The 23,543-nt window shown below is 63.5% G+C and carries 18 protein-coding genes and 1 CRISPR repeat array (1 of these 19 cut by a window edge); of the genes, 4 read left to right on the top strand and 14 right to left on the bottom strand.

All coding sequences use genetic code 11. The features are described 5' to 3' along the window. Positions 1 to 1,512: direct repeats of the CRISPR family, unit length 28 nt; unit sequence GTCTTCCCCGCGCATGCGGGGGTGATCC (it extends 2,487 nt beyond the left edge of the window). Positions 1,513 to 1,949: 437 nt separating this feature from the next. Together A4H34_RS10340 and A4H34_RS10345 are read right to left on the bottom strand one after the other, a co-directional pair. Continuing rightward, the gene (locus A4H34_RS10340) at positions 1,950 to 2,255 is read right to left on the bottom strand and encodes a putative AT hook motif protein (protein WP_009200016.1); all 306 of its coding nucleotides are present in this window, start codon (positions 2,253 to 2,255) and stop codon (positions 1,950 to 1,952) included. A 7-nt stretch (positions 2,256 to 2,262) separates the two neighbouring features. Beyond that, positions 2,263 to 3,258 (bottom strand): SPFH domain-containing protein, encoded by a 996-nt coding sequence (locus A4H34_RS10345; RefSeq protein WP_009200017.1) that lies wholly within the window; start codon positions 3,256 to 3,258, stop codon positions 2,263 to 2,265. A gap of 856 nt (positions 3,259 to 4,114) precedes the next feature. Here A4H34_RS10345 and A4H34_RS10350 point away from each other — a divergent pair. Both A4H34_RS10350 and A4H34_RS10355 read left to right on the top strand, forming a co-directional pair. Beyond that, positions 4,115 to 5,611 (top strand): mannitol dehydrogenase family protein, encoded by a 1,497-nt coding sequence (locus A4H34_RS10350; protein WP_064232034.1) that lies wholly within the window; start codon positions 4,115 to 4,117, stop codon positions 5,609 to 5,611. 226 nt (positions 5,612 to 5,837) lie between these two features. Beyond that, entirely contained in the window at positions 5,838 to 6,710 is an 873-nt protein-coding gene (locus A4H34_RS10355; RefSeq protein WP_009200022.1) for a patatin-like phospholipase family protein, read from the top strand. A 95-nt stretch (positions 6,711 to 6,805) separates the two neighbouring features. On the opposite strand, the gene A4H34_RS10360 is transcribed toward A4H34_RS10355, so the two are convergent. Then, complete coding sequence (locus tag A4H34_RS10360) at positions 6,806 to 8,410, bottom strand: low temperature requirement protein A (protein ID WP_064232035.1); 1,605 nt, start codon at positions 8,408 to 8,410, stop codon at positions 6,806 to 6,808. A 169-nt stretch (positions 8,411 to 8,579) separates the two neighbouring features. Next, positions 8,580 to 9,239, bottom strand: coding sequence for a SanA/YdcF family protein (locus A4H34_RS11120; RefSeq protein WP_040323520.1), 660 nt, complete (start codon positions 9,237 to 9,239; stop codon positions 8,580 to 8,582). A 165-nt stretch (positions 9,240 to 9,404) separates the two neighbouring features. Here A4H34_RS11120 and A4H34_RS11125 point away from each other — a divergent pair, with 165 nt between their 5' ends. Next, positions 9,405 to 9,695, top strand: coding sequence for a hypothetical protein (locus tag A4H34_RS11125; protein ID WP_040323521.1), 291 nt, complete (start codon positions 9,405 to 9,407; stop codon positions 9,693 to 9,695). Positions 9,696 to 10,053: 358 nt separating this feature from the next. Here A4H34_RS11125 and A4H34_RS10370 read toward each other — a convergent pair whose 3' ends face one another. The 5 genes from A4H34_RS10370 to A4H34_RS10390 form a co-directional block, all read right to left on the bottom strand. Continuing rightward, entirely contained in the window at positions 10,054 to 10,323 is a 270-nt protein-coding gene (locus tag A4H34_RS10370) for a hypothetical protein (RefSeq protein ID WP_064232036.1), read from the bottom strand. 4 nt (positions 10,324 to 10,327) lie between these two features. Next, entirely contained in the window at positions 10,328 to 10,891 is a 564-nt protein-coding gene (locus tag A4H34_RS10375; RefSeq protein WP_009200027.1) for a flavodoxin domain-containing protein, read from the bottom strand. A 298-nt stretch (positions 10,892 to 11,189) separates the two neighbouring features. Next, positions 11,190 to 12,221 (bottom strand): ketol-acid reductoisomerase, encoded by a 1,032-nt coding sequence (ilvC, locus tag A4H34_RS10380; protein ID WP_009200029.1) that lies wholly within the window; start codon positions 12,219 to 12,221, stop codon positions 11,190 to 11,192. A 131-nt stretch (positions 12,222 to 12,352) separates the two neighbouring features. Further along, the gene (ilvN, locus tag A4H34_RS10385) at positions 12,353 to 12,871 is read right to left on the bottom strand and encodes an acetolactate synthase small subunit (protein ID WP_064232037.1); all 519 of its coding nucleotides are present in this window, start codon (positions 12,869 to 12,871) and stop codon (positions 12,353 to 12,355) included. An 11-nt stretch (positions 12,872 to 12,882) separates the two neighbouring features. After that, entirely contained in the window at positions 12,883 to 14,703 is a 1,821-nt protein-coding gene (locus A4H34_RS10390) for an acetolactate synthase large subunit (protein ID WP_064232038.1), read from the bottom strand. Between the two features lie 289 nt (positions 14,704 to 14,992). Between A4H34_RS10390 and A4H34_RS10395 the strand changes: the two genes are divergently transcribed. Next, positions 14,993 to 16,330 carry a threonine/serine exporter family protein gene (locus A4H34_RS10395; RefSeq protein ID WP_082903212.1) on the top strand — a complete coding sequence of 446 codons (1,338 nt, stop codon included), beginning with the start codon at positions 14,993 to 14,995 and terminating at the stop codon, positions 16,328 to 16,330. 127 nt (positions 16,331 to 16,457) lie between these two features. Here A4H34_RS10395 and A4H34_RS10400 read toward each other — a convergent pair whose 3' ends face one another. From A4H34_RS10400 to efeU, 5 genes are all read right to left on the bottom strand, one after another. Then, on the bottom strand, positions 16,458 to 18,080 hold the full coding sequence (locus A4H34_RS10400) for an aspartate:alanine exchanger family transporter (RefSeq protein ID WP_064232039.1): 1,623 nt from the start codon (positions 18,078 to 18,080) through the stop codon (positions 16,458 to 16,460). 163 nt (positions 18,081 to 18,243) lie between these two features. Beyond that, complete coding sequence (ilvD, locus tag A4H34_RS10405) at positions 18,244 to 20,034, bottom strand: dihydroxy-acid dehydratase (RefSeq protein ID WP_231871042.1); 1,791 nt, start codon at positions 20,032 to 20,034, stop codon at positions 18,244 to 18,246. An 86-nt stretch (positions 20,035 to 20,120) separates the two neighbouring features. Then, on the bottom strand, positions 20,121 to 21,452 hold the full coding sequence (gene efeB, locus A4H34_RS10410; protein ID WP_009200036.1) for an iron uptake transporter deferrochelatase/peroxidase subunit: 1,332 nt from the start codon (positions 21,450 to 21,452) through the stop codon (positions 20,121 to 20,123). Positions 21,453 to 21,467: 15 nt separating this feature from the next. Further along, positions 21,468 to 22,676: an iron uptake system protein EfeO gene (gene efeO, locus A4H34_RS10415; protein WP_064232041.1), complete on the bottom strand. Its 1,209-nt coding sequence runs from the start codon at positions 22,674 to 22,676 to the stop codon at positions 21,468 to 21,470. Beyond that, entirely contained in the window at positions 22,669 to 23,532 is an 864-nt protein-coding gene (efeU, locus tag A4H34_RS10420; protein WP_064232042.1) for an iron uptake transporter permease EfeU, read from the bottom strand. The genes efeO and efeU overlap by 8 nt, the downstream gene beginning before the upstream one ends. Positions 23,533 to 23,543: the final 11 nt, after the last annotated feature.

Consider the following 23,543-nt stretch of genomic DNA (forward strand, 5'->3'; position numbering starts at 1 on the left):
CACTTGCCGTTCTCGGAAAGTCTTCCCCGCGCATGCGGGGGTGATCCGTACACGAACGACCGCAGACGGAAAAACCCTGAGTCTTCCCCGCGCATGCGGGGGTGATCCCTTCCACAAATGAGAATACCGCTTGTCATATTTGGTCTTCCCCGCGCATGCGGGGGTGATCCCACAGCCGGAACCCAGCCGCCACGACCGTCGGAGTCTTCCCCGCGCATGCGGGGGTGATCCCAACACCTCAACCTCATGCCAATCCGGCAACGGGTCTTCCCCGCGCATGCGGGGGTGATCCTGGCAGGCTGTTGCCGGCGTGCTTCTCACGGTTGTCTTCCCCGCGCATGCGGGGGTGATCCCTCGGCGACCGACAGGAGAGACGCATATGAGCGGTCTTCCCCGCGCATGCGGGGGTGATCCTAACGACTTGACGTATAGACTTCACAGTGTTAGGTCTTCCCCGCGCATGCGGGGGTGATCCCACGGGCACGCCAGCCGGCGGGTTGAAATCCCCGTCTTCCCCGCGCATGCGGGGGTGATCCCTCTCTCGTCACACTCCAACGGTCGGGCTCTGTGTCTTCCCCGCGCATGCGGGGGTGATCCGGCCACACGCATTCAAAAACGTCATAAAGGAAAGTCTTCCCCGCGCATGCGGGGGTGATCCCGTCGAAGACCCGATCGTCGCCTTGTAGTCGGCGTCTTCCCCGCGCATGCGGGGGTGATCCCCAGATGCAGCGCCGCGCGGATTTGGCGACGGAGTCTTCCCCGCGCATGCGGGGGTGATCCCACTTCCTACGTGTTCGTCAACACAACGTTCGTGTCTTCCCCGCGCATGCGGGGGTGATCCGGCGATCTGATGGGCGTTCGACGCCATGTAGTTGTCTTCCCCGCGCATGCGGGGGTGATCCCCGGTCAACAATGCCATGCGAAGGGCTGTCGAGGTCTTCCCCGCGCATGCGGGGGTGATCCGCTGTGGCGTCCGCGTTTTTGCCGTGTTCTCGTGTCTTCCCCGCGCATGCGGGGGTGATCCCAAGCCGTGACCGGGTGATCCTGGGCGCGGATCGTCTTCCCCGCGCATGCGGGGGTGATCCGTTTGGCGACGTCGGAGGAGGTCAAGCGTCCTCGTCTTCCCCGCGCATGCGGGGGTGATCCTTGGCGGCCTTGAGCGCAATGTTTTCGGCATCTGTCTTCCCCGCGCATGCGGGGGTGATCCCTGAGCCTCCGACCATTCGCGCCCTTGTTTAAGGTCTTCCCCGCGCATGCGGGGGTGATCCTTCCTATCAGACATGATATTGGTGAACATTGTGGTCTTCCCCGCGCATGCGGGGGTGATCCGAGGCTTATAGTCCAGGTGCGGCTTCACCTGAAGTCTTCCCCGCGCATGCGGGGGTGATCCGCCTTGCCATGGGGTTCCGCGCGTGGGGATGACGTCTTCCCCGCGCATGCGGGGGTGATCCGATATTCACCGCACGCGGCCCAAACCACTGCATGTCTTCCCCGCGCATGCGGGGGTGATCCAGAAATCCTCATAGACAGCGGGAAAAACACAATACCATTCTGCGCACATTACAATCCTCTGTCAGTCCTGGACTTTCGCGGTCGGGCAGATTCGAGGATGGCCTTATCGAAGCCGGACCGGACCCTTCACACTTCCGGAACGCCAAGGTTTCGAGTCCAGGAAAGAGGTGAGGGCGATGGAAAAGCAATCCTTGCCCAACAAGGCAAAAGCCCGGATGCCGCGCGCACTGGCAAAACTACGCGGATCAAGGCTTTTGCCTTGCCACAGCCATGACAGCGGTGCTAGCCGCACTGCTCAACGTCCCACAGATGGCCGCTCACAACCACTTAACAGAGCAACCAATTCCCACTGTCCTTTTCACGCCCCAACGGACAAGAAAGCGCGAAGCCTCAAGTTTCGAAAACGCAGAGCCTCAAGCCTCGAAAGCCGCGGAGGGTCATGTCTTCCCATCGGCCTGGCCAGCTTCGTCGTCGGGCTCCTTGCGCGGCCTTCCCCTGCCCCGCATCGGCTTCGGGCGAGGATCCCTTCCAGCTTCGACGAGAGCGCGACGCAGAATGATTTCAATCTGAGCGTTGACCGACCGAAGATCGTCGGCAGCCCACTTGGCTATCGCCTCGTGGACTGCCGGATCCAGCCGGAGAAGGAGCTGTTTACGCTTGGTTTCAGCCCCTTTGCCGGCAGCCGCACGCTTGCCCTTCTCGGGCGGCACAGCGCTTCCGGCCTGCTCGTCCCTCCCGGACACTGACACCCTACGTGTAAAGGGAGCCAGCGTTGACAACGGGCTGCGTCCGCTGGTCCGAACACAGAACGACAAGCAGATTCGAAACCATTTGGGCCCTGCGTTCGTCGTCCAAGACGACTATGTCGGAATCCTCAAGGCGCTTGAGCGCCTGGTCCACCATGGAGACGGCGCCTTCCACGATCTGTTCGCGCGCCGCGATGACGGCTCCGGCCTGCTGGCGCTGGAGCATCGCCTGCGCGATCTCGGGAGCATAGGCGAGCGAGGAGATGCGAACCTCGATGATCTCCAGCCCCGCAAGCGCGACACGCGCAGCGACCTCCTCGGCCAGCTCGGAAGAAACGAGGTCGGTTCCCCCGCGCAGCGACGTCTCCCCCGGACCAGGCCCGTCGTACGGATGCGTCGTAGCCACATGGCGCAGCGCGGACTCAGCCTGTGCCTTGATGAACGCCTCGTACTGCTCGACGGCGAAGACCGCCCGAGCAGTGTCCGCAACTTGCCATACGACGATCGCCGCTATGTTCACCGGGTTTCCGTCAAGGTCGTTGACCTTGAGTTCGTACGTCTCGAAATTGTGGACCTTCACGGAAACCCTCTTGCCGTACGTAAGCGGAGGGATCAGCACCAGACCGGTCCGCCGGACGGTTCCGATGTACTTGCCGAAGAACTGGCGAACACTGGTTTCACCCGGAGAAACGATGTAAAAACATGTGCCGAGCAAGCAGACGACGATCACCCCGACCGTCCCTATGGCTATCTTGATCGCCCCAGAGACCACAATGCCATCGGCCGAATCAATGGCGCCGACGACGATCAGGTAGATGAAACCCGCCAGCGCGGCAAGTAGGCCGACGGCGGCGAGGAAAGCGGGGCCCGAACCCGCAGACCAAACAATCTTCTCGTCGATGTGAACGCGAGCGCGGAACTCGGCCGCCTCCGCCTGCAGTTTTGCAGACTCGGGCAGTTTCGCCGATTCCCGCGGCTTTGCGGACCGCCGATGTTTCATAGATTCGCGCGGTTTCGCGGATTCGCCAGAATCCGCTTCTGGATTGTCGTTGGCAGGCATTTCCCTCTCCTATCTAAAGTCCGGCGCCTGGAACGTTCGGGGGCGGCGTCGGAAACATTCGATGCCCGACGTCGAGAACGCCGCTTTGGCCCCGCGAACCTTGGCGATATCAATATGATATCTATTTTTGGGCGAAAAGCAAGAACTGATCCCCTCAAAAGCAAGAGCTGCCCTCGGCCGGAAGGCTGTGCCCAACCCGCCCGGATGAAGACATGCCGAACGTCGGACTCTCCATGCGGAAGTAGTTGCCGCCCAATGCGCCCATATGCAGGCATGCCGCTCCGAAAAGTCAATAGGTTTGAGGAGCTTCCGGCCGATGAGCGCGGATGAGGACGTGCCGCACAGACGGCTTCCTCCGTCGCCGTCGGGCCGAAAGAGCCACATCCTTGCCGGTTCGAAAAGTACCGGCCACTCGCCCGTTTTCGAAAAGGACCGGCCACTCGCCCGTCGCCGAACCGAATAGACCCAAGCCGTCGTCAATGCGTCCCAAAAGAAGCCTCGCCCGGTGTGTAGGCGTGCGGGTGTGCGGAACCTTACCGCAGCGCCCCTTACAAAGCCGTAAGAAAACTGCGCATAAACGGGCAGGGGCCCAAAACGCGGGATTCCTCCCCCTTTCGCCACCGGCAATACCGTGAAAGAATGGCTGCGCAAGGCCGAAAGCCGCTCTTCGCGGACCTCGGCCGCGTCGGCGGGGCGCTTTGTCCCGCCGCAGCACGCAGGGTAAGCACTGGGCAACATAGCCGGTTCGGCGTCTACCACGAAGCCGCTGACGCCGCTATGGGAAAGTAGCACAAACATGACCAGCACATTTGGCACCTCTACGCAGTCGTCGGTGGCGGCGTCGCTCGCCAGCGCCTTCTTGGCGCCCACGTATGACCGTTCGGCCGTAACGTCCGGAATCGTCCATTTCGGACTGGGAAACTTCCACCGCGCCCACCAGGCCATGTATCTTGACCGCCTCATGAGCGAAGGCGAGGCGCTCGACTGGGGCATCTGCGGAGTGGGCGTCATGCCATCCGACAAGCGGATGCGCGACGTCATGCAGAACCAGGACGGCCTCTACACTCTGGTCCTCAAGCATCCCGACGGGACGCTCGAGCCCAAAGTCATCGGTTCCATCCACGAATACCTCTACGCACCGGACGACCCGAGCAAGGTCCTCGACAAGATGACCGACGCCGGCACCCGGATCGTCTCCCTGACCGTCACCGAGGGCGGCTATAACATCGACGACGCGACCGGTGAGTTCAACACCGAGAATCCCGCCGCGAAGCACGACGCCGAGCATCCCGACAAGCCGACCACGGCCTTCGGCTTCATCGTCGAGGCGTTGCGCCGACGCCGCGACGCCGGAATTCCTCCCTTCACCGTCATGTCTTGCGACAACCTCCCGGGCAACGGTTCGATCGCAAAGGCCGCGGTCCTCGCCCAGGCGAAGCTCACCGATCCCGAGCTCGAGGCATGGATTCGGGCAAACGTCGCCTTCCCCAACGGCATGGTCGATAGGATCACCCCGGTGACGACGCCGGAGGACGTCGAGATGGTCCGCGAGCGCTACGGCATCGAGGACGCCTGGCCCGTGACGGCCGAGCCGTTCGCGCAGTGGGTCCTGGAGGACAAGTTCACCCTGGGGCGGCCCCCGTTCGAGGACGCGGGGGTCCAGCTCGTCGACGACGTCGTCCCGTATGAGCTCATGAAGCTTCGCCTCCTCAACGCCTCTCACCAGTCGCTCGCACACTGGGGGCGTCTGCTCGGCTTTGAGTTCGCCCACGACGCCGCAGCCGACCCCGACGTCGCCGCGTTTACGCGTGCCTATCTGGAAAAGGAGGCGCTGGAGACGCTTCTTCCCGTGCCGGGCATCGACCTCCCGCAGTACGTCAACACGCTGTTCGAGCGTTTCACGAACGCCTCGATCGCGGACACCCTCGCGAGGTTGGCGCAGGACGCCTCGGATCGGATGCCGAAGTTCGTTCTTCCGACGGTTCGCGACAACCTCAAGGAGAACCGCTCGATCAAGCTCGGCGCGGCCATGTGCGCCGCGTGGGCTCTGGGGATGGAAGGCAAGGCCGAGGACGGCTCGGAGATCGTGGTCGACGACCAGCAGGGCGATCGTCTGGTCGCCTTGGCCGCCCGCGAGCGCGACGGCGAGGACACCGCTGTAATCTCCGACGAGGCGGTCTTCGGCGAGCTCGGCTCGGACCCGCGCTTCGTTGAGGCTTTCACGGAGGCTTTGAGGGCGATTCGGGCCGACGGCGCACGCGCGGTCATGAAGCGCCTGGTCGCGGAAGACTGAGCCGGCCGAGAGCGGCGGTTTTGGCGGAGGCGCCGCCGAAACCGAGGAAGCCGCCTCGTCCGAGGACTGCTGACCCTTTCGGGCTGACTGGATAGAAGTGACCGGTGTGGGCGGTCGCGGCGAAAACGTCGCGGCCGCCCACACCGCCGTCGTCCGAATCCCCTCCGGCGTCGCACGGCTTCTGCCGCAGCATGCCTTCGGGAACTCGCGCTAAACTGAGGGTGTTATGGCTACAGGCACTGCATTGATCTTCGAAGGCGGCGGGATGCGCGGCACGTACACGGCCGCGTTGGTTGCCGCAATGATTGAATCGGGAGTCGAGGTCCCTTGGGTGGGCGGGATTTCTGCGGGAGCGACCCACACGGCGAATTTTTTGGCCCGCGACGCTTGGCGGGCCCGTGCATGCTTTGTCGAGCTTGCGAAAGACCCGAAGATCGGAGGCCCGATCAGCTTCATAAGAGGCAAAGGTTACTTCAATTCGGATTACATTTACCACCAGACGACGGCGCCCGGCGAGCTTCTTCCCTACAACTGGGAGGCGTACTCGGCCAGCTCCACGCCGTTCAAGATCGGCTCTTTCGACTGCGCAACAGGAAAGACCGTCTACTGGGGCCGAGACGACGTGAAGGACAATTCGGATTTCACGACGCGATGCCAGGCCTCGTCTTCTATACCGATCGCGATGCCAATGGTTCAGCTTGACGGGACCGCCTATCTCGACGGCGCGATAGGCGAGACGGGAGGCTTCGCCGTCGATGCGGCCAGAGCCGACGGGTACGAGCGCTTCCTCGTTGTCATGACGCGCCCTCGCGGGTATCGGAAAGGGCCGGTCAGGGCCCCTGCCGCGATTTACCAGAAGATATTTAAGAAGTATCCCGCCGTCGTCGAGGCGATACTAAAGCGTCCCGAACGCTACAACGCCACCCTCGACGAACTCGAACAGCTCCAGGCCGAGGGGAAAGCCTACCTTTACTATCCCGAAACAATGCCGGTGTCCAACGGCGAGCGCAATGCCGTGCGCATCCAAGCGGCCTACGAAGAGGGCATGCAGCAGGCGCGGCGAGACCTCCCCGCGATCAAAGAGTTCCTAGCCGGCTGATTGGGCCTGGCTGATTGAACCTGGCCAATCGCCGATGGCGCTCTATCCGGCAGGGCCGGGCAGGGCGGCACGCTAACCGGCTGAATGGCGGTTCGCTAACCTGTTGAGCGGCGGCCGCATTCTGGGTCGCCCGGTTCGCGGCCTTGCACCCGCGTCGTCGGTCTGACAATCCGCTTATCCGACGTCGAACCGTCGAACCGAAGGCCGTGTCCGTCGAGCATCCGATCGTCGAGCATCCGATCGCCCTTCTTGAGACCTCGGCTGTCCGTTCTGTCGTCCTGATCAGCTAGCTTGCGGCCCTCGTCAGCCAGCTTGGGGGCCCTATCAGCGAGCTTGCTGCCCCCATGAGCCAGCTTGGGGGCCCGGCCCTCTAGCTCGCCGTCTCGGCCGCCAAGGTTGCCTTCCCCGCTGTTTGGCTTCTGTTCACGGCCGTCCAATCGGACCGCTTTGGGATCGGTCCAATCGCCCAGGCGAAGGGAGTCTCCTGGATCCTGCGAGTCCTTGGAATCGGCCTGCTCAAAGGGACGCATCTTTCCTACGCCGTTTCCGTACACGAGGCATGCGCACACCGCGACGATCGCGACCTCGATGACGGCTATGGCCCCGGCAGGGCGCAAAAGCGCAAGAAGGACGCCTACGCCGAGCATCGTCAGGCAGGCAAAGTTCAGCCCTTCCGGGCGCACTTTCCTCTTCACGAAGACGAACCACAGCGCAATCAGGCACAGCGCCGGCCCCCAGCCCAAAAGAAGACCGACGGAGGCGGAGATCCTCTCACGCGGCTGGCCGACTGCCATTTCCATTCCGGCGGTGAACGCAACGATGCCCGCGGCGAGCATTTGCTGCCCCTCGGCGACGAGGAGGCCGAGTCCGATGCCGTTGGTCGAGTGGCCGGATTCGCCGGAGATTAATCCGTCGATGACGGCTGTCCGCCAGAAGTAGATGTACCACAGGCAGACGATCGCGGTCAGGGACAGGAGGCCGACGGCGACGCTCAGCGGCGCGTCAAGGTGACGCTTCATCGCGTTGCCGACGGCTAGGAAGCCCGAGGCGAGGCAGACGATGAAGAAGAGGCGGCAGCGCCTGACTTGATGCCCCAGATCGAAGGGCACGCGAGAAAGCTCGCTCCGGTCGAACCTCGGGAGGGGATGCTGGGTCCACCGTCCGGCAAGGTCGATCAGCGCGGCCGCGAGCCACAGCCAGAGCCGCTGCTCTCGACTCGCAAAGCACCCCGCAACCCACAGAAGCGAGGAGAAGCCAAGCCAGATCGCCACAGCCGTCCGCTGCCTGCGAAGCGCCTCGTATACGTCCATGCGCCTGGCGACGAACGTCCTGCCGAACTGGACGACGAGCATGGGCGCCACGAACATCCACGGAGAGCCGCCGAAAGCGCCGCCAATCGCCGTGTTCATGACGAGGCTCACGAGCATGGCCGCGACGACGATGGGATAGACGGCGCGCGACCTGATGAGAACGGTGGTTGAATCATAAACGGTCAAAGACCATACGCAGAAAACGGCGAGAAGCAGAACGAGAGTCTCGAGCACTCCGCGCCAGTCGAGATTCTTCAAAAGATGCTCGGACAGCTGCGCCAGCGCGAGTATATAGACGAGATCGAAAAGCAGCTCGAGGGTAGTGACCTCTTGTTTCCTGCCCGGGTGGACGTCGAGGCGCCGCCCGGTGCCCACTATCGATTCCGACACTGCTGTCTCCCTTTCGTCACGTGCGCCAGCGAAGCGTGGATGTCTGCGCCGTCGATGCTACACGCTGGCGGAGGGCGTGCGCGACGTCGCCGTCCGCCCAGAACGCCTCGAACAGAACGTCACCCGCTTCCCAACAGAGCGCCGCCCCTCCTCCAAAGCGCAGGGGCGGTCAGCCCATCGTCGCCCTGCCGTCGCCGGAGATCGGCAGCGCGGGCCCGAGGAACCTAGGTTCGGGCTTGTAGACGGTCTTTCCGAGATCCTTGACGCGGGCGACCCATTCGCGCATGTCGCGTTTGATCTGACCCGAGTAGTTGTTTCCGTTGGCCGCGACGCCCCAGACCTTAAGCCCCAAGGCATCGCCCGTGTATATCGCCCGCGCCAGGTGGTAGCGCTGAGTGACGACGATCATCCGCTTGACCTTGAACACGTCGCGGGCGCGGTACATGGACTCGTAGGTCGAAAAGCCAGCGTGGTCTTCGAAGATGTCTTGGGGAGGAACGCCTTTGGCCTGCAGCCATTCGCGCATGACCTTGACTTCGTTGTATGCGACGGTTGCATTGTCCCCCGAAACCAAAACCTTCGGCGCGGCCTTTTTGCGATACAGCTCCAGCCCGCGTTCGAGCCTCTTGAGAAGCATGGGGCTCGGTTTGCGGTTCGCGCGCACCGAGGCGCCGAGAATGAGAATGCAGTCGGCTTTCGCTTCCGAAGGCACCGAGTTGACGGTCACTACGGAGTCGTCGGTCGACGTTGTCATATAGACGTTTAGACCGGTGAAGACGAGGGCTCCCGTGACGACGATGGCAATGCACACTTTCGCAAGTCTCTTCACTAGGCTCTTCTTTCGTGGCGCGGACGCCTTGTCGCCCGGCCCGGTTGAGTTCCCGGTTATATCCGATGAGTTCTCAAGTATATCCGCGGAGCCGTCGTTTTCGGGGAGGCTGCCGGCGAAAGACGCCGAAACTGAGCCGAGTCCGCGCTCAACTGCCGTGGGAGTGTGAGAACAGCCCGCAGGCGGCGAATCGGCGAGCCGGCGCCGACCGGTTCCCAAACCCATCACCGCCGTGTCCTGCCGATCGTCGGCGGACGGGCGGAAATCGAAGGAGGACCCGTCTCCGCCGAGTTCGATCCTCTCGCCAGGCTCCACGTTCCCGCCCGAGTTCCCGCCGTGAAGATCGTCGGCGCTCTGCGGTCCATGCAGATCATCGGCGCCCTTCGAGACGACGTCCAGATCGTCGACGCCTTGCCCGGGGACGCCGACGGGCCAATCGGCGGGGTCGGCCGTTAAGGGAGCCGTGTCAGCCAAAGGCGGCGCCGCGTCGGAGGATGGGGGCGTCACGCTGGATGACGCTGTAGACGGAGAGGCATGGGAATGTCTGCCTCTGGAGCCTCTGCGGGCAGGGATTCGGGAGGTGTTCCCGGCGTCGCCGAAAAGCCCGGACGCCGCCCTCGACGGCACACGCGAATCATCCGGCCGTTCGCGGGACGATCTCGCGCTTCCGTTGGAGTTGTCCATCTCGCCTCCCCGGTCGTTTTGCCTGGTCTCCCTTCAAACATACAGGCAGAATCTGTGCCTTGCCGACGATTTTCATCACAGGCCCGCCGCGAGCGAGACAGGGCGAAGCGTCGCTTCGACCGAAGCAAGATCACTTGGAACCAAGCGAGGGCAAAAACAGCTGCCGCCGCATAGCAGCGGCATTCTTCTCAATCCAATCGAGTTCGCGAACGACGTCGGAATGGCGATCTCTCATAGCCTCAAGGTTGCCGAGAACGGCATTGACCGTCTCCTCGGCAAGCGATTCGAGGTCGGCGCCGTCGGCCCCGAGTTTCTTCTCCAGTCTGGCGAAACCGCCCGGACGAACCCGGCCGAACTTTGTGGTGCCGTTGAACTTCAGGCCGAGATTCTCGTCGCGCATCCCGTCAGCCGCATGCCTGTTCGGACGCCAGAATGCGCCTCGCCTCCTCGACCAGCGGCGTGACGGCTTTGCGGTCAGTGTGGTCGTAGCCTTCGACGATGCCGTTGGCCACGGCCTCGGCCCACTCGCCGCGATGGCGATGCCTCTGAACCCGCTTGGAGAAGATCTTCAGAAGCGTCTTTTCCGGCCAATTCAGACCGTCATAGGCAATGCCGCCCTCGAAGTAGAAGAAGGGGAATGTGCCGCGCGCGAGTTCCTCCTTCGTCAAGGTCGCCGCGGGCGAACGCCAGTCGCGGTCGGGATGCACGGGTGTGCCGCCGGTGGCGAAGACGATCACACGGCCGGTTCCGTACAGCCCGTCGCGCTTGATCTTTCGTCTGAAATCCTTGAAGCCCCGGACGGCGCTCATCCGAACCCCCGCCCCGTAGACCACCAGGCGATACGCGGCTAAGTTCATTCCCTTGGCCTCGTCCCAGGAAAGAAGGTCGGCCTCCAGATCCTGGGCGATCCATTCCGCGTATGTGCGGCTGAATCCCGTGACGGTGTTGTAGACGACGGCAATGCTCATTGTTTGTCTCCGCTTGTCGAGTCGAGGACGACGGCGCCGCCCCTCCCCCACTTTAGACTCGATGCGCGGGACGCGCTCGCAGTGTCGCCAACCCGCCACGACGCGATTGGCGACAATTCGCCATCTTGCTGCCGTCATGGCGTATTAAGAAAGAGAAGCGTCGCAAAAACAAGGCGAGGGGCAGGATGATTCCCGCCCCTCGCCGAGAGCTTCGCCTAGGCATGCGCTCGGTCGAGTCGTTCCGCCCGACCGGCTCTACCAGGCCGCACCGGACGCCGCACCGGACAAGGTCCGCCGCTCAGCGAGCCGCCTCGCCGTCGGTGTAATCCTTGTCGAGATTCGAGTTGTTCCACGCGAAGAGCTTGCGGATCTCCTGCCCGGTCTTCTCGATCGGATGGGCCATTCCCTTGGCGCGCAACTCAAGGAACTCGGGGGCGCCTGCGTCTTGATCGTCGATGAAGCGCTTGGCGAAAGAGCCGTTTTGAATGTCGGCCAGAACTTCCTTCATGTGGTCCTTGACGTCGGGGCGGATCACCCGCGGGCCAGAGACGTAGTCGCCGTATTCGGCAGTGTCCGAACAGGACCAGCGCTGCTTCGTCAGACCGCCTTCGTTGATGAGGTCCACGATGAGCTTCATCTCGTGGCACACCTCGAAGTAGGCCATCTCGGGCTGGTATCCCGCCTCGACGAGCGTTTCGAAGCCGTACTGGATGAGCTGGGAGACGCCGCCGCAAAGAACGGCCTGCTCGCCGAACAGATCGGTCTCCGTCTCCTCGCGGAAGGTCGTCTTGATGACGCCCGCGCGGGCGGCGCCGATGGCCGCGGCGTACGACAGGGCGAGCTCGAAGGCCTGGCCGGAGGCGTCCTGCTCCACGCACACGAGGGAGGGAACGCCGCGCCCCTCCTCGAAAAGGCGGCGGACGGTGTGGCCCGGGCCCTTGGGGGCGACCATGCAGACGTCGTGGGTCGGGCCGGGCTTGATGTAGCCGTAGTGGACGTTGAAGCCGTGGGCGAAGAACACCGCGGCGTCCTCCTTGAGATTCGGCTCGATGTCGTTGGCCCAGATCGCCCGCTGAGACTGGTCGGGCGCCAGGACCATGACGACGTCGGCCTGGGCGACGGCGTCGGCGACGGATGCGACCTCCAGGCCCTGCTCCTCGGCCTTGGCGATCGACTTCGAACCCTCGCGGAGCCCGACAACCACCTCGACGCCCGAATCGCGCAGGTTCAGCGCATGGGCGTGGCCCTGCGATCCGTAGCCGATGATGGCTACCTTCTTGGACTGGATCAGCGACAGGTCTGCATCGGCATCGTGGAAGATTTCAGCCACGTTTACTCTCCTTGATCGGTAATGAGCGACAGTTCGGAACTCCGGCCGGTTGCGCTCGCTCGCACGCACCGGCGTTCCTGCGGCTTAGGCGGTCAATGAAATCGCGCCGTCGCCGTCAATTATCCACCGAGTCAGTTCAATTCGGCGGCGACTCGTTCTGAGAGCGAACGCGCGCCCCTGGTGATTGCCACCGCGCCGGACTGAACTATCTCCCGTATTCCATAAGGTTCAAGCGCCGTGAGGAAAGCTTCGACCTTCGCATCGGATCCGGTCGCCTCGACGGTCACGGCGTCTGGGACCACGTCGACGACGTGGGCGCGGAAGAGGTCGACGATCTGAAGCACATTGGCCCGCGAGGAGTCGTTCGCCGAGACCTTGACGAGCAAGAGCTGGCGCTCGACGGCCGCGGCCGGATCCAGCTCGACGATCTTCAGGACGTTGACGAGCTTGTTCAGCTGCTTGGTCACCTGCTCAATCGGAAGCTCGGCGGCGTCCACCACGACGGTCATGCGGGAAATGCGCGGGTCCTCGGTCTCTCCGACGGCGAGGGAATGGATGTTGAAGGCTCGGCGCGCAAAAAGGGCGGCGACTCGCGTGAGCACGCCCGGCTTGTTCTCGACCAGAACGGACAACGTGTGACGGGTACTCATGTTTCTCCTCCTCAGGCGGCGTTCGGGTCCGTGGCCGGCCGGAACGAACGGGCGTAGATGATGTCGTCGTTGGAGACGCCCGCGGGCACCATCGGCCACACTTCGGCGTCGGGAGAGGTGATGAACTCCAAGAGGACCGGCCGATCGTCGATCTCCATCGCCTTGGCAAAGGCGGCGTCGATGTCGTCTCCCTCCTTCACGCTCCAGGCGGCGCAGTCATAGGCCTCGGCCAGCTTGACGAAGTTCGGGACGCGCACGGTGCCGTGGCCGGTGTTGAGATCGGTGTGCGAGTACCTTCCGCCATAGAAGAGCGTCTGCCACTGGCGAACCATGCCGAGCGACGAATTGTTGATGATGCACACTTTGATGTTGATTCCCTCGATGCGGCAAGTGGCGAGTTCCTGATTGGTCATCTGGAAGGAGCCGTCGCCGTCGATCACCCACACCGTCTTGTTCGGGCAACCCACCTTCGCGCCCATGGCGGCGGGAACTCCGAACCCCATCGTCCCCGCACCGGAGGAGGTGATGAACTGCCTGGGGTGCTCGTGCCGGAGAAACTGATTGGCCCACATTTGATGCTGGCCGACGCCGGTGACGTAGACGACGCCCTCGGAGCCCACCACGTGCGCCAACCGGGAAATGATGTGCTGGGGCTCGAGCAGCCCGTCGTCGACCTCTTCCCACCCGGGAGGGAACTTCTCGCGCAGCCCCTCGATGTGCTTCCACCACTCGGCGAGCGCGGGTTTGCCGTAATGGGCCTGCGCCTGCCGCAGCTCGGAGATGAGTTCGCCCACGGTTTCCTTCAGGTCCCCGACGATCGGCACGTCCGCGAAACGGTTCTTTGAGATTTCAGCCGGGTCGATGTCGATGTGGACGACCTTCGCCGAGGGGGCGAATCCCTCGACCAGGCCCGTGACCCGGTCGTCGAAGCGCGCGCCCAGCGCGACGATGAGATCGGATTCCTGGAGGGCCGCCACTGCGGGGACCGAGCCGTGCATTCCCGGCATTCCCAAATGATTCGGATGGGAATCGGGAACGGAGCCGCGCCCGGTCAGCGTGGTGACCGCCGGAAGGTTCCCAAGCTCGGAAAGCTCGACGATCGCCTCCGAGGCGCCCGAGCGAATGGCCCCGCCCCCGACGTACAGGACGGGACGCGCGGCAGTGGCGATGAGCCGCGCGGCCTCGCGGACCTGGCGGGCGTTGGGCTTGACGACGGGGTGGTACCCGGGAAGGTCCGTCTCCGGAGGCCACACGAAGTCCGCCTCCTCCACCTGCGCCGACTTCGTGACGTCGACGAGCACCGGGCCCGGCCTTCCCGTCGAAGCCAGATGGAACGCCTCGGCGATGCGCGCGGGGATCTCCTCTGCGCTCGTGACGAGGAAGGAATGCTTGGTCACCGGCATCGTTATGCCCACAATGTCGGCCTCTTGAAAGGCGTCGGAGCCTATGGCGTTTGTCCCCACCTGGCCCGTGATGGCGACGATCGGCACCGAATCCATGTGGGCGTCCAGAAGCGAGGTCACGAGATTCGTCGCCCCGGGGCCCGACGTCGCAATGCACACGCCCACCCTCCCGGTCGCCAAGGCGTAGCCCTCTGCCGCGTGGCCGGCGCCCTGCTCGTGGCGAACCAGGATGTGGCGAAGCTTGTCCGACTGAAAGATCGGATCGTACGTGGGGAGGATCGCCCCTCCGGGCATGCCGAATACGACGTCGACGCCAAGCTCCTCGAGCGAGCGAACGATCGAACGTGCACCCGTGGATTTCTCCCGAATCGGACCTTGCGCCTTTTCGGCGTGGCTGGCGGCCACATCGGCCGGTGTCGGTTTGGCCATGGGCTCCTCCTTATGCGTCTTTTGCGTCGTTTTCAGTTGTCCGGCTCCCGCCGGGGGCCTTCGCCCGGCACAAGCCGGGCAAGGGCATGAAAAAAGCCCCTCCGACGAGGGGCGCGCAGCACGAAACTAGCAAGCGTTTGCCACGCGCCCGTTTCGTACCGAAAGGATCTTCATGAACAAGAGGTTAACTCGCATGTCGCCATAAACCAAGCCGCCGCGTTTTTATCTCATATTTTGGATAACGGTATCAGGATGTGAAACACTCTCCGAGGCGAAGTAAAGTTGAAGAGTGACCGAGAAACACCGCCCCGAATCCCTTGCCGTGCACACGCGTTTGGCTCATCAAACGCACGTCGTCCTCAGGCTTGGACAGTACATGCTGGCCTCCGGAGCGTCCGCTTTTCGAGTGCAGGACGGCATGGAGCGCCTCGCGCGAGCCGTGGGCATCGAAAGGCTCCACGTCCAAATGACGTACACAACCATCACGGCGACGGCTTGGGCAAACGGGACCTTCCGCACGGAGGTCGTCGAACAGCGAAACCTCGGGGTAAACGCCGACCGCATCGACCGTTTCAACGCGTACGTTCAGTCCCTGCCCGCCTCGCTCCTCGTCGAGGACGCCATCAGGGACATCGAAAAGATTCACAGGCGACCGGTGCTCTATTCGATTCCCGTCTCCTCCATCGCCTCCGGCCTGGCCTGCGCGGGCTTCGCCTTCCTCAACAAAGGCGGGCTCGTCGAATGCCTGGCCGTGCTCGTCGCCGCACTCATCGGGCAGGCGGTTCGCAGGCTGCTTCTCAAACGCCACGTCAACCACTTCATGACGTGGATGGTCTGCGGCTTCGCCGCGTCGGGCCTCTACATGGCCATCGTCGGCTCCCTCCAGAGCACCGACGTCATCGACGCGACGCATCAAGCGGGCATGGTCTCAGCCGTCCTCTTCCTGGTTCCCGGTTTCCCCCTCGTCACATCGATACTGGACCTCATACGCCAAGACTTCATAGCGGGCATCTCCCGGGGAACCTACGTCGTCATGCTGATCATCGCGACGGCGGCGTCCGTCTGGGCCGTCTCGAGCATCTTCGACTGGTCGATCTCCACCACCCAGCCCGGCTACAGCCTCGAGCCGTTGCCGCTGGCCGCGGGCCGGGCACTGGCGACCTTCATCGCCGCCTACGGCTTCGCCATGCTGTTCAACGCGCCCGCGCAGGCCTGCCTGCTCGCCGGGCTGAACGGCACGATCATCAACGTCGCCAGGCTCGTCGGCCAGGACGCCGACTTCAACCCCGTAGGCGCCGTCGGCATTGCCGCATTTTTCGCCGGCATCATCGCCCATGTCTTCTCTCGCCATTCCCGTTTTTCACGCGTCACCCTGTCGGTTCCGGCGGTCGTCGTCATGATTCCGGGAGTCCCGCTCTACCGCGCGATGACGGCCATGAGCGCCGGTCAAGACGTGCTGACGGCCCTCGAGTCGACGGTCACGCTGCTTTTGACGACGACGGCGATCGGCGTCGGCCTCGCGCTGGCCCGCGTCGTCACCGACCGCCACTGGCGGATGGAGGAGCCCCCAGAGGTCCCGACCTTGGGAGACTCAACCCCGACGATCCCCGAGCCTTTCCGCCACTGACCGCCCTGCGGCGAAGGATCGCGGCAGCTGCGACGGGCCCGGCAGCAGAAAACCTGGCTGCGGAGAATGCTTGACGGCAGCTGGGCCGGCAGCCGGGTCAAGTCGGCAGCCGGGGTCAAACGAGCGGTCACAAAGTTCCGAGGATGTGCGCCAGCAGAATCTTCACGATCATCGCCACCGGATAGACGAGCGCGTATCCCAGCGCAACGCGCGGATCGGCCCCGGTCCTGCCGTTTGCGAAGGCGAGGACGGCCGGCTGGGTCTGCGCGCCTCCGAGCAAGCCGGAAAGCTTCGTCCCACCCATCTTGAACACGCCGCGCATGACGATATAGAGCAAGGCCGCCACGACCGTCGTCGTGATGAAGCCCAGGATGAAGATCTTCCACCAGTGGCCTCCCGAGAAGGCCTCGAGGATCTGGGTTCCGGCGTTGGTCCCGGCGCGCGCGAGGAACATGAGCAGCCCCAACTCGGCCAGAACAGCGTTCGAGGTGCTCGGCAATGCGGTTATGAACGGCCCGATCCTGCCCACTTTTCCCATGATCAAGCCCACGATCAGGATGCCGGCGGCGTACCCCAGGGCGAAGTGGCCCCCGCCCGGGATGGGGAATTCGATTTCGCCGATGAAGTATCCGAGGGCAAGGCCCAGGCCCAGCGTCACTGGATTGATGTCGCTCAGGCCCTTCGACGAGTCGCCGAGCCACTTCGAGATTTCTTTGAGCTTGAGGGTGGGGCCGACGACGCGCACGCGGTCGCCCAACTCGACCATGAAGTTCGGCATGGCGAGCATGTCGGCGTCGCCCCTGCGAACTCGCGATATCTTGGCGCCCCATCGCTCTTCAAGCTCTTTGTCGAGTTCGGCCACCGTCTTTCCCGCGTGGCTGTGCTTAGACACCGTGATGCGCCGGAAATCGAGCATTCGGCGATCCGAGCGCAGCGAATGGCTCGATTTGTGCCCGAGGTGCTTGAGCGCGTCGTTGACGTTTTCGATCGTGCCGACGACCGTCACGAGGTCGTCTTTCTCGAGCACCTCGTCATTGTCGGGAATCCAGATCGGCCCCTCTTCTCCCCGGCGCATGCGCGAGATCTCAATGGGACCGCCCAGTTCGGCCTCGACCTGCTCGATCGTGGGGCGGTCGTCGCGTTCGACGCACACGTTGTAATGCGTGACGGGATCGGGCGTGTCGGTGTCTCCAGGGGCCTTGCGCAATGCCAGCTGCGCGGCGACGATCATGCCCAAAACCCCGAACAGATAGGAGACGGCGTACCCGACTGTCGCGAGCGACTCCTGCCCGGACGCCTCGCCCGCGGCGGCGAGCGCGGGGGTGTTCGTGATGCCGCCGGCGAACGTTCCCGCTATGATTCCCGGGTCCATCGCGAACACGTACCTGCCGACGAGGAAGGTGCAGGCGGCCGCGACGATGAGGATTCCCACCATCGCAGCAATCGGCTGCGCCGCGTGTTTAAGGGATTGGAAGAAGCTCCTGCCCGAACTGTTGCCGATGGCAAAGGCGAAGATGGCCAAGCCCAAAATGCCGACCTCTTGGGAGATGATCATCCCGCCCTTGTCCGCGTTGGCCGGAACGCCGAGGTGAACCCCGTAGGCCGAGACGGCGATGGCCAGGAAGAGCACCGCCGCGGCGCCTAGGCCGACCCCCTTTATCTTCCTTTCTCCCAGGTACATGCCAACACCCACCAGAAGGAAGGTGAAAAGGACGTGATGGTTTGCCAGGTACTCCAGAACAGTTTTCACGAACGGCCTCCGAGCGGTCAGTCACCTTGAGGGGAACACCACCTATTGTGTTCCCTACAACACACGGGCGTCTGGGGCGGGAGTCCTAAAATCGCACATTTTCCCGCAGCAGGATGCAACTTTTCCCCTGATGAGACCTCGGCGATGAAACTCGGGGGCGGACTCAGGGGAGCCGGCGGACGGCGCCTTTGTCCGCGCTCGTGACCATCGCAGCGTACGCCTGCAGAGCCTTGGAGACCTTTCTGTCGCGGGCGCTCGGCTTCCACGGAAGCGAACCCTTGGCTTCGCGGCGTCGGGCGAGTTCGTCGTCGGAGACGTCGAGCTTGAGCGTTCGCGAGGGAATGTCGATGACGATCAGATCCCCCTCTTCGATCAGCCCGACGGCGCCGCCGGCCGCTGCCTCCGGCGAAATGTGGCCGATCGACAGCCCGGAGGTGCCGCCGGAAAAACGCCCGTCGGTGATGAGCCCGCACGCCTTCCCCAGCCCTAGGCCCTTGAGGAACGTCGTCGGGTACAGCATCTCCTGCATGCCCGGGCCTCCCTTAGGGCCTTCGTAGAGGATGACGACGACGTCGCCGGGCTCAACGGCCTTGGACAAGATGAGCTCGACGCCGGCCTCCTGCGACTCGACGACGCGGGCGCGGCCCTCGAAGTGGAAGAGCGACTCGTCCACGCCGGCGGTCTTGACGACGGCGCCGTCCTCGGCGATGTTGCCGAAGAGCACGGCGAGCCCGCCGTCCTTCGTATAGGCTTCCTCGACCGATCGGATGCATCCGGAGACGGAGTCGGTGTCGAGGCTCTCCCACGTGGCGTCTTGCGAGAACGGCTTGGTGGTGCGCACGCGCCCCGGCGCGGCCTTGAATCTGTCGAGCGCCTCCTCGCAGGGATTGCCGCCGCGGACGTCCCAGCGGCCGAGCCACGCCTCGAGGTCGTCGGCGTGGACGGCATGGACGTCGCGGCGGAGCAGTCCGGCGCGGTCGAGCTCGCCGAGAAGCGCCGGGATGCCGCCGGCGCGGTGGAAGTCTTCGATGTGCCAGTCGTAGGAATTCGGCGCGATTTTCGCCAGGCACGGCACCTTGCGGGAGAGATCGTCGATGTCGCGCAGGTTGAAGTCAACCTCGCCCTCCTGCGCGGCGGCGAGGGTGTGGAGGATCGTGTTCGTGGATCCTCCCATGGCGATGTCCATCGACATGGCGTTGAGGAACGCGTCGCGGGTGGCGATGCTGCGGGGAAGCACCGAATCGTCGTCCCGCTCGTAGTATCGCTTGCACAGATCGACGATGCGCCGCCCTGCCTCCACGAACAGATCGCGGCGGCGGCGCGCCGTTGCAAGGGTCGAGCCGTTTCCCGGGAGCGAGAGCCCGAGGGCCTCGGTCAGGCAGTTCATGGAATTGGCCGTGAACATGCCCGAGCACGAGCCGCATGTGGGACACGCGCTTTCCTCGACGAGTCCGAGTTGATCGTCGGTCAGCTCGTCGTCGGCTGACAAGGCGATGGCGTCGATCAAATCGGTGCGGTGCTCGATGACGCCGTCGACCGGCGCCCCCGATTCCATGGGCCCGCCGGAAACGAAAATCGCGGGAATGTTGAGCCGGAGGGCCGCCATGAGCATCCCCGGCGTGATCTTGTCGCAATTCGATATGCATACGAGTGCGTCCGCCGTGTGCGCGTTGACCATGTACTCGACCGAGTCGGCGATGACCTCGCGGGAAGGAAGCGAGTACAACATGCCCGAATGGCCCATCGCGATGCCGTCGTCGACGGCGATGGTGTTGAACTCGCGCCCCACGCCCCCGGCCTCAGCGATGGCTTCGCACACGAGCGAACCCATGTTTTTCAGATGGACGTGCCCGGGGACGAAACCCGTGTAGGAGTTGGCGACGGCGATGATCGGCTTGCCGAAATCGGAGCCTTTCATTCCGGTGGCGCGCCAGAGTGCGCGGGCGCCGGCCATATTCCGTCCGGTGGTGGACGTAGCGGATCGCAGCTGCGGCATTGGTTTCCTTCCAGAAGAACAACGCCACAAGCATACTCTTGGTCTTAAGAGAACAAAGCCTGCCCTACGTACTCGTCCCCCTCCTTGATCCCGGGCGGAATCACGAACAGCGCCGAGGCCGTGGTCTGCAGGTACTCCGTCAGCAGGTCGCTCGACATCTTCCTGAGGATTCGTATGAAGTTGTTCTCAGGATTGCGCACGAAGGCGACGAAGAACAGACCGCCCTGGAGCCGCCCCAGGCTGTCCGAGCCCTCCATGAAGTTGTAGCCGCGCCGGAGCATCCTGTGCCCCGAGTTGTGGTCGGGGTGCATGAGCGCCATGTGCGACTCCTTGTCGATGACGGTTTCGCCCTTCTCGTCTTTCTTCTTGAAGTTCGGTGCGGTGAACTCCTTGCCGCCTGAAAGCGGGGCGCCCTCGATCTTGTCGCGGCCGATGATGTTCTCCTGCTCGGAGAGGACGAGGTCGTCCCACACCTCCATCATCATTTTGATCTTGCGGCATGCCATGTAAGTGCCGCCCTCCCAGACGTCCCCGTTTGGGTCGCCCTTTTGAATCCACAGGCTCTGGGAGAGATAGTCCGTCTCGTCGGACTTGATGTTGTTCGTCCCGTCCTTGAAGCCGAAGAGATTGCGGGGAGTCGCCTGCGACTTCGACGTCGACGACGTCCGCCCGTAGCCGAGCTGGCTCCAGCGCACCGAGGCCCTCCCGAAGGCGATTCGCGAGAGGTTGTGGATCGCGTGCATGGCGACCATGGGATCTTCGGCGCACGCTTGCACGACGAGGTCTCCGCCGCACCTGGCCTGATCGAGTTTCTCCGCGGACATGCGCGGAATCTCGGCGAGAAGGAGCTCTGGCTTTTTGCTTGCGATGCCGAACCGGTCGACGCCGTCGGCGGTCCTGAACAGGGTCGAACCGAAGCCGAAGGTGATCGTCAAGCCCGAAGGGCCCAAGTTCATGGTCTCGCCCGTGTCATCGGGCGGAACCTCCTTGAAAGACTTCATCGGATTGACGAGCTCTCCGGCCATGAGCTTCTCGGCCGCAAGCGTCCAATCCTTGAGGAGTTCGACGAGGTCCTCGCGGGATTTCGTCGTGACGTCGTAGGCCGCCGTGTGCATCTGCTGCTGCTGCGGAGTGACGATGCCGCTCTGGTGCTTGCCGCGAAACGGGTATCGCACCCCGTCGACGTCGGCTTTCTTCTCGCCTTCCTCGACGCCGCTGGAGCGCCCGAACGGATAGCCGACGGCGGCGCCCGCGCCGAGGCCGAGTGCGGCGAGGCCGCCCCCGAGGAGCACAGCGCGGCGGCTTACTCCTCGGGGCGCCTCTTCCTTAGGCTCGGAAACCTCGGACGATTCAAATTCCGAATCCTCGGAGCTCATTGCTTCGATTCCACCTCATTTCTTAGACGTCGATTCCCCGGCGTCTTTGAGGATCGCCTCGGTCAGCTTGGCCAACGGCTTGCGCAGGGCGTTGACGGAGTCGGAAAGCTGCTTGCGCTGCGCCTCGTTGAGCTTGTCGTAGTAGACGTAGCCGTCGCCCTGCTTGTACTTGTCAAGCTCGGCCTGGAGCTGGTCGAAGCGCTTGGAGATCTCCTTGGCCAGCGCCGGATCTTTCTTCTTGGCGATTGCCTCGACGTTGCCGTAGGCGACCTTGGCGCCTTCCACGTTGGCCTGGAAGTCCCACAGATCGGTGTGGGAGAAGGCTTCCTCTTCACCCGTGATCTTCGTGGTCGCGACTTCCTCGAGCAAGTTGATGGCGCCGTTCGAGATGTCGGCGAGCTTGATGGAGAAGTCCTTGGCGTACACCAGATCGTAAAGCTTCTGGGTGTCTGCGACGAGCTGCTCGGAAGCCTTCGCCCTCTGCTCGTCGTTCAACCCCTCGAAGCCGTCGGGGCGCCAGAGGTCTTTCTCAATGTAATGCCACCCCTTCCACGCACGGGTGTCTTTGTCTTCCGTCTCCTGCCAATCGGCCTCGCGCTCGTCGAGGGCCGGATCGAGGTCGCCGAACTTCTCCGCCGTCGGCTCGATCCTCTCGTAGTGCTGGCGGGTCGCGGCATAGAGGGAGCGCGCCTTGTCGAGATTGCCCGCCTTGTACGCCTCGGCAAACGCCTTTGTCTTCTCGAGGAGCTGGCCGGCCTGGTCGCGGTTGTAGGCGTTGTAGTTCGAAACGGCCTGGTCTTGGAGCTTCTTCTCGTCGCCGCCGGCCTCGACCTTCTTGCCCGAGTCGCTGACCGTGAACTTCTTCGCCCCGACCAGCGCGCCGACCATGTTCTTTTTGCAAGCTGTGTAGTAGCTGCCGGACTCCAGCACCACGGTGTACTTCACGGTGGTTCCGGGAGCCAGGTTCTCCCGCTCGCCGACGATTCGAAGCTTGTCCGGGGCCAGAATCTCAAACTCGTTCTTGACCGTGCCCTCGTTCTTGAGGGTGAAGACGACCCTGCCGGATTCCGTCTTCGCCGCAGAAACGTCGCATTTGTCGTCGGCGATGGTCACGCTCAGTCTCTGAGAGCCGCTCGATCCGCCCTTGTCGGAGGCGTTGTCGTTCGACACGCAGCCGGCCAGCAGAACGGCCGCAACGGCCGCCGAAGATAGCAACTTACGCATTGTTGTTCCTTACCTGGTTTGAAACAGAGGACTTTCCGCGCACCTGTCGTGTGAACAGCGGCAGGCACACAAGGAGATAGACGGCCCAGCCGAGGATCTGCAAGAGCGTAGGGCCCATGAGGACTTTTAGCTGGAAGAAAGCGTCGAAGAGATTGAACCACCACGACGAGGCGTGGTTCGCGATCGTCTCGGTGAAGTCGTAGACGGTGTGTCCATGCCCCGGAATCAATCCGGACTCTTGGAGGTCGTTGATCCCGTATGCGACTATTCCCGCCGCCACGACGATGAGGAGGTAGCCCGTCACCGTGAAGAAGGACCTGAGATTGACGGCGACAGACCCCTTGTAGACGAGATACCCGATGACGACGGCGGCGGCGAGCCCCAAAACGAGCCCGGCGATCGGCGCCGCGCCGTTTCCTTTCTCGACGCCGGACTTGACTGTCGGCCATATGAACAGCGCGGTCTCGAGGCCCTCTCTGCCGACTGCGAGAATGGCGACCCATGCGATTCCCATCGCCGACCCGCCCTGCAAGGCGCTGTCCGCCGCCTTGCGAAGCTCTTTGGAAAGAGTGCGCGCATTCTTTCCCATCCAAAAGATCATCCATGTGACAAAGCCGACGGCGACGAGCGACAGCGTTCCGCCGATGATCTCCTGAGCCGCAAAGGTCAATGTGGACGGGCCCCACGTCATGAAGGCCCCGGCGCCTGCGGGAACGGCGACGGCGACAGCGACGCCGATCCACAGGTATTTCAGGACGTCTTTGCGTCCGGCCTTGACAAGGTAGGCCACCAGAATGCCGACGATAAGCGAGGCCTCGACGCCCTCTCTCAGAGCGATGACAAAGGCGCTGAGCATGGAAACCCCCT

Source organism: Peptidiphaga gingivicola (genome assembly GCF_001652275.1).
Taxonomy (GTDB): domain Bacteria; phylum Actinomycetota; class Actinomycetes; order Actinomycetales; family Actinomycetaceae; genus Peptidiphaga; species Peptidiphaga gingivicola.